This is a genomic window from Halogeometricum sp. CBA1124 (genome assembly GCF_009741955.1).
Taxonomy (GTDB): domain Archaea; phylum Halobacteriota; class Halobacteria; order Halobacteriales; family Haloferacaceae; genus Halogeometricum; species Halogeometricum rufum.
This window is the reverse complement of sequence record NZ_WPCD01000221.1, coordinates 1-5,877: the sequence shown is the minus strand read 5'-3', so window position 1 is coordinate 5,877 and position 5,877 is coordinate 1. Positions and strand designations below refer to the sequence as shown.

Annotated in this window: 5 protein-coding genes and 2 pseudogenes; 5 read left to right on the top strand and 2 right to left on the bottom strand. The window is 69.8% G+C overall.

Annotated elements, in window-relative coordinates:
* Both prs and GJ632_RS18700 read left to right on the top strand, forming a co-directional pair.
* On the top strand, positions 1 to 527 hold a 527-nt coding region (gene prs, locus GJ632_RS18705), incomplete at its 5' end, for a ribose-phosphate diphosphokinase (protein ID WP_191453725.1).
* Positions 528 to 577: 50 nt separating this feature from the next.
* On the top strand, positions 578 to 802 hold the full coding sequence (locus tag GJ632_RS18700; RefSeq protein ID WP_089804075.1) for a hypothetical protein: 225 nt from the start codon (positions 578 to 580) through the stop codon (positions 800 to 802).
* A gap of 1 nt (position 803) precedes the next feature.
* Here GJ632_RS18700 and GJ632_RS18695 read toward each other — a convergent pair whose 3' ends face one another.
* Positions 804 to 1,109, bottom strand: coding sequence for a HalOD1 output domain-containing protein (locus GJ632_RS18695; RefSeq protein ID WP_191453724.1), 306 nt, complete (start codon positions 1,107 to 1,109; stop codon positions 804 to 806).
* 156 nt (positions 1,110 to 1,265) lie between these two features.
* On the opposite strand from GJ632_RS18695, the gene GJ632_RS18690 reads away from it, so the two are divergent.
* Positions 1,266 to 1,928: a uracil-DNA glycosylase family protein gene (locus tag GJ632_RS18690; protein ID WP_191453723.1), complete on the top strand. Its 663-nt coding sequence runs from the start codon at positions 1,266 to 1,268 to the stop codon at positions 1,926 to 1,928.
* A gap of 22 nt (positions 1,929 to 1,950) precedes the next feature.
* On the opposite strand, the pseudogene GJ632_RS18685 reads toward GJ632_RS18690, so the two are convergent.
* Positions 1,951 to 3,200, bottom strand: a pseudogene (locus tag GJ632_RS18685) (inorganic phosphate transporter).
* 117 nt (positions 3,201 to 3,317) lie between these two features.
* On the opposite strand from GJ632_RS18685, the gene GJ632_RS18680 reads away from it, so the two are divergent.
* A complete protein-coding gene (locus tag GJ632_RS18680) occupies positions 3,318 to 3,737 on the top strand; it encodes an HIT family protein (RefSeq protein ID WP_343161258.1) in 420 nt (139 codons plus the stop codon).
* Between the two features lie 125 nt (positions 3,738 to 3,862).
* A pseudogene (locus GJ632_RS18675) lies at positions 3,863 to 5,442 on the top strand (acetolactate synthase large subunit).
* The last annotated feature ends 435 nt before the right edge of the window (positions 5,443 to 5,877 follow it).

The following is a 5,877-nucleotide window of genomic DNA, read 5'->3' as shown; positions in this document are numbered from 1 at the left end:
CCGACCGCGTCGTCCTCGTCAACCCCCACGAGGAGGCCGTCGCCTCGTTCTTCGACGGCCACGTCACCGTCGTCGACGCCGCGGCCCGCCTCGCGGACCCCCTCCCGGACGGCCTGAACGACCCGCTGTTTCTGTCGCCGGACGCCGGTGCCGTCGAACTCGCCGAACACGTCTGCGACGCCTACGGCCGCGGCGACACCGACTACTTCGAGAAGGTGCGCCACTCGGGGTCGGAGGTGGAGATAACGCCCAGCGACGCGGACGCCTCCGACCGGGACGTCGTCATCGTCGACGACATCGTCGCCACCGGGTCGACGATGAGCGAGGCCGTCTCGCACCTCGACTCGGACGGCGCGCGCCGCGTCTTCGCCGCCTGCGTCCACCCGCTCTTGGTCCGCAACGCACGCACGAAGCTCGAACGCGCCGGCATCGAGCGAATCGTCGGCACCGACACCGTCGAACGCGACGTGAGCGTCGTCAGCGTCGCCCCCGCCGTCGCCGCCGCCGTCGAAACCGTGACGCAGTGAGGCGCGGGCCGAACGAAACGTTTGTATTCGATACCGGTCGTCCACGAGACATGGCACACGAACGCTTCGACTACCCGCGACTGACCAAACTCGGCGTCGGCCTCGGACTCGCCCTGTTCACCGTCGGCGCACTCGGGACGCTCGTCGCCCCCGCCGTCGTCGGTCCGCTTCCGGCGTGGGAGAAGACGCTCTTCTTCGACGCGGAGGCGGCCGGCGTCGTCCTCACGCTCCTGTCGCCGTTCGTCTTCGGCGTCCTCCTGCCGCTGACCGAGTGAGTCAGTCCCTCGACTCGTCGGCCGCCGACACGGAGAGCGAGTCGTAGATGGCGACTTCGTAGCGCGTCACCTGCACGACAACGCCCCATATCTCGAAGACGACGAACCCGCCGTCCCGACCCGACTGCGATCCGCTGAACAGGCGGTCCAGCGCACCGGGGTCGATGTAGTCGTGGAGGACGTCCGTGGAGTCGGCGTCGACGTCGACGTCGACCGCTTCGAACGCGCGAAACAGGGCCGCGACCGGACCCTCCTCGGCGTCGATTCGTTCCGTGTGGAGAAGTGAGCCGAACTGGTAGAGATACATCGAGGGGGGACCTGCGGTTGGTGTGTACACCAGCGCGAGTGACTACTAAGAAGGTGGGCCACAAACTATAAATCTGTCCTCGCGGCTGACGACGGCGGCAGTCAGGACACGGACAGCTATACGGCACCTCGTGCGCGACGGTGCGCCAGTGATTCGATGAGCGAACGGAACACCGAGAACGCCCAGGGTCGCCCCGCGGACGGCGACGAGGCCGAGACGCCGTTCGGAGAGCGGTTCGTCGTCGAGGCCGACTGCACGCGGTGTCCCGAACTCGTCGCGTGTCGGACCGAAATCTCGTGGGGGACCGGCCCGCGGGACGCGTCGGTGATGGTCGTCGGCGAGGCGCCCGGCGCGGGCGACCCGGGGGCCGACCGGTGGCGGGGCGGCAACCACACGGGCGCGGCGTACACGACGCGGCACTCGGGGAGACGCGTCCGCCGCCTCGTGGCCGCGGTGGGGCACCCGGACGCCTACTACACGAACGCGGTGAAGTGCTTCCCGTGCGACGGCGCGGGGTCGAACCGCGAACCGACGGCGACCGAACGCGCGAACTGCCGGAGCCACCTCGAAACCGAGGTGGCCGAAATCGACCCCGACGTGGTGGTCTCGACCGGGAAACACGCGACGGCGACGATGCTCGCGTTCGACGGCCGGGAACTGGACGGCTTCCTCGACTCGGTGCTGGAACCGGTCGCCCTCAACGCGTTCGACGTGACGCTTCTGCCCCTGCTTCACCCCTCCTATCAGGACGTGTGGCTCTCGCGACTCGGTTACACCGACGCGGAGTACCGCGCGGCGATTCGGGCGCGCCTGCCCTGAGGAGGGGAGCGTGGGGCGGCGCTCACAGCACCAACAGAAACAGCGGGTACGACCCCGCGACGGCGAGCGACGGGGTGAGGACCCACAGCGCCGCGATTCGCTTGACCGCGCTCGGGTCGAAGAGGCTCTTCCGGTCCAGTTCGGCCGCGTCCGCCGCGCCGATGTCCGGAACCTCGGGGACCTCCTCGTCCGACCGTTCGGGCGGGGCCTCCCCCCGAGCCAAGTCGCCGACGGTGGGACTCGTGGGGACGTCCTCGTCGCGGGAGGTGACGAGTGCGCCCGTCGAGACGTCGAGGTCCCGTTCGCGGTTCTCGGCCGGGGTGGCGATGTCGACGACCGTCGCCGACCGACTCGCGCGTCCCCACCCGAGGCCGATGATGCAGCAGGTGGTGCTGACGGCCAGACTCGCGGGTATCCCGAGCGCCGACAGCACCGTGATGATGGTCCCCCCGACGACGGAGACGACGAGTGCCGCCAGTATCGGGAGTTCGGTGATGTCGTCACCGACGGTATCGAGCGTCCGGCGCGCGATGGTGAATCCGCCGAGTCCGAAGGCGGCGACGGCCAAGAGGACGCCCTGGTCGACGGTCAGCGGACCCTGCGCGCGACCAGCGGTGCGACGGCGTTCGCCGCGTTCGACGCCCCCGCCGAGAACCCCATGTAACAGGCGATGAAGACGACGACGAGGGAGCCGACGATGTCGCGCGGCGACGCGTCGTCGTTGAACCGCGGTCGGGGGACGGACCCCGAGTCGTCCACCTCGAAGAGGTGCGACTCGAACCGGGTGAAGGCGAACCAGCGGTCGAGATACGGGTAGAGGTACCGACCGATGACCGCGCCGCAGATGAATCCGACCAACGGTGCGACGATCCAGGCCGAGACGATGGTGAACATCAGCGCCTCGTTGAGCGTTCCCGTCGCGAGTCCCAGCCCCACGATGGCCCCGACGGCGGTCATCGACGTCGACGCGGGAACGCCGTAGAGGTTCGAGACGAGCAGCGACAGACCGGTGAAGAAGAGGACGCCGACGCTCGCGACCGGCGAGAACTGGGTCGCCGGGACGATGCTGTTGCTCATGGTGTCGATGACGTTTCGGCCGACGGTCCACGCGCCGAGGAGTGCGAACGTGGTGAACAGCGCCGCGGCCGTCGCCTTTCGGACGAGACGACTCCCGACGGCGGGACCGAACGCGACGCCCGTCGAGGAACCGCCGATGTTGAAGCCGACGAACAGTGCGACGACGATGCCAGCGGTGGCCAGCGCTACCGACATGGAACGGTGGCGGTCGTTTCGACTGCTCCTACAAAGGGGTGTTCCCCCGGCGAGACGGACGGCACCGACGACGCGGTGACCCGAACCTACTTGCCGAATCCGGCCGACCGCCCGGACGTGAGCGAACCCACCATCTTCGAGCAGATCGTCGCCGGCGACATCCCGGCGCGCGTCGTCTACGAGACGGACACGACCATCGCGTTCCTCGACGCGAACCCCCTCGCTCCGGGGCACACGCTGGTCGTCCCGAAGGAGGCGCACGAACGCCTCCGCGACCTGCCGGACGAGGCGGCCGCCGACCTCTGGGCCGCGGTGGACGAACTCACGCCGCGCGTCGAAGACGCCGTGGACGCGGACGCCCTCACGGTCGGCGTCAACGACGGCGCGGCCGCCGGCCAAGAGGTGCCGCACGTCCACGTCCACCTCGTCCCCCGGTTCGACGGCGACGGCGGCGGCCCCATCCACGGCGTCGCCGGCGGTCGTCCCGACCTCTCCGACGAGGAACTGGACGACATCGCGGGACGAATCGAGGGCTGAGAGCGAACGGCGAACACGTTCTTTGCGCCGCCGCCCCTGCCGGGACACATGAAGCCAACCCGCGACGCCGCCGGCGGAGACGCGACAGCGACGCCGACCGAGTCCGGACCCCACGGGCGGTCACGATGAAGGCGTCGGACCTGCTCGTCCGGTGTCTGGAGACCGAGGGCGTCGAGCGCGTCTTCGGCCTGCCGGGGGAGGAACTCGAAGACCTGCTGTTCTCGCTCCGGGAGTCTGACGTCCAGTTCGTTCCCACGCGGCACGAACAGGGGGCGGCGTTCATGGCCGACGTGCACGGCCGCCTCACGGGCGACGCCGGCGTCTGTCTCTCGACGCTCGGTCCCGGCGCGACCAACCTCCTCACGGGCGTCGCCGACGCCCACCTCGACAAGTCGCCGCTGGTCGCCATCACCGGACAGGGCGGCCGCGAGCGACTCCACAAGGAGAGTCACCAGGCCCTCGACATCGTCGACACGTTCGAGCAGGTGGTCAAGTGGAACACCCAACTCGCCGAACCCGAGACGGTGGCCGAGTCGGTCCGGAAGGCGTTCAAACTCGCCGAGTTCGAGAAGCCCGGCGCGACCCATCTAGAGTTCCCCGAGGACGTGGCGGCCGCGACGGTTGACGCCGACCCGTTGCCGCCGCGCGAACGCGTCCGCCGCGCGGACCCCGACGACCACTCGCTGGACCGGGCGGCCGAACTCGTCGCCGACGCGGAGGAACCCCTCGTGCTGGCGGGCAACGGCGCGGTCCGAACCCGCGCCGCCGAGGCCCTCCGCGAACTCGTCGAACGGGCCGGGATGCCCGTCGTCGCCACCTACATGGGGAAGGGAGCCATCTCGGACCGCCTCGACAACTCGCTCATGACGCTGGATTCGGGGCCGAACGGCGAGGCGGGCGACGCCATCGAACGCGCCGACTGCGTCGTCGCCGTCGGCTACGACATCGCCGAACACGACCCGAAGTCGTGGAACCCGGACCTCGACACGAGCGTCGTCCACGTGGACCACGAACCCGCCGAGGTGTACGAACACTACAACCCGGACGTGGAAGTCGTCGCCGACATCTCGGCCACGCTGGAGGCCCTCTCGGCGCGCCTCGACGACGTCTCCGGACCCGACTGGTGTGCGGACTACCGCGAGACCATCGTCGACCACGTGACGGCGAAACCCGACGACGACGAACCGTTCTCCGTCGCGGGCGTCCTCCCGCACCTCCGGGAGACGCTGGCCGACGAGGACGTGCTCGTCTCCGACGTGGGGAGTCACAAGATGGCCATCGCGCAGGGCTACCCGACGTACGAACCGAACACCTGCATCGTCTCGAACGGGCTGGCGTCGATGGGCATCGCCGTCCCCGGCGGCGTCGCCGCCGATCTGGCCGTCGACTCGAACGTCGTCGTCGCCACCGGCGACGGCGGCTTCCTGATGACGCCGCGGAGATAGAGACGGCGACGCGACTGGACCTCGGGTTCACCATCGTCGTCTTCAACGACGACGACTACGGCCTCATCTCCGAGAAGCAGGAGGCGCACACGGGCGAGCACTTCGGGACGGAACTGACGAACCCGGACTTCGAGGCGTTCGCCGAGAGTTTCGGCGTCGAGGCGTACCGCCCGGAGACGTGGGACGAGGTGGCGACGGCGCTGGACGACGCCGTCGAGAGCGGTGCGATGACGCTGGTCGAGATTCCGATTCCGCGGTGACGCCGGGGCGGGCGCGGCCGTACCCGGCGGTCGGTGCGGGGGTCCGGCAGTCGGTGCGTCGAGGTCCGACGGTTAGTGTGCAGGGGTCCGGCGGCGACGCGTCGCCGACCGTCTTCAAAAGGTAGTTCGGTCGGTGTCCCGTGGTCGGCGCATGGAGACGGCCACGGAGGGCGAGGCGACGCGGCGGGCCAACAACCGTCGTCGGTGGACGGTCGCGATATTCGCGTTCATCGCGCTCGAAGGCGCGACGCTGCAGATACAGGGCGCGGCGCTCCCGGCGTGCGGGAGAGTTTCGGCGCGCCGGAGTGGCTGTTGGGGCTCGTCGCCCCCGCGGGAACGGTCGGGTTCGTGGTGTTCGTCGCCGCGGCCGGCGCCGTCGCGGGACGGGTCGACACCCGGCGACTCCTCCTGGTCGGCGTCGTCGGCACCGGCGTC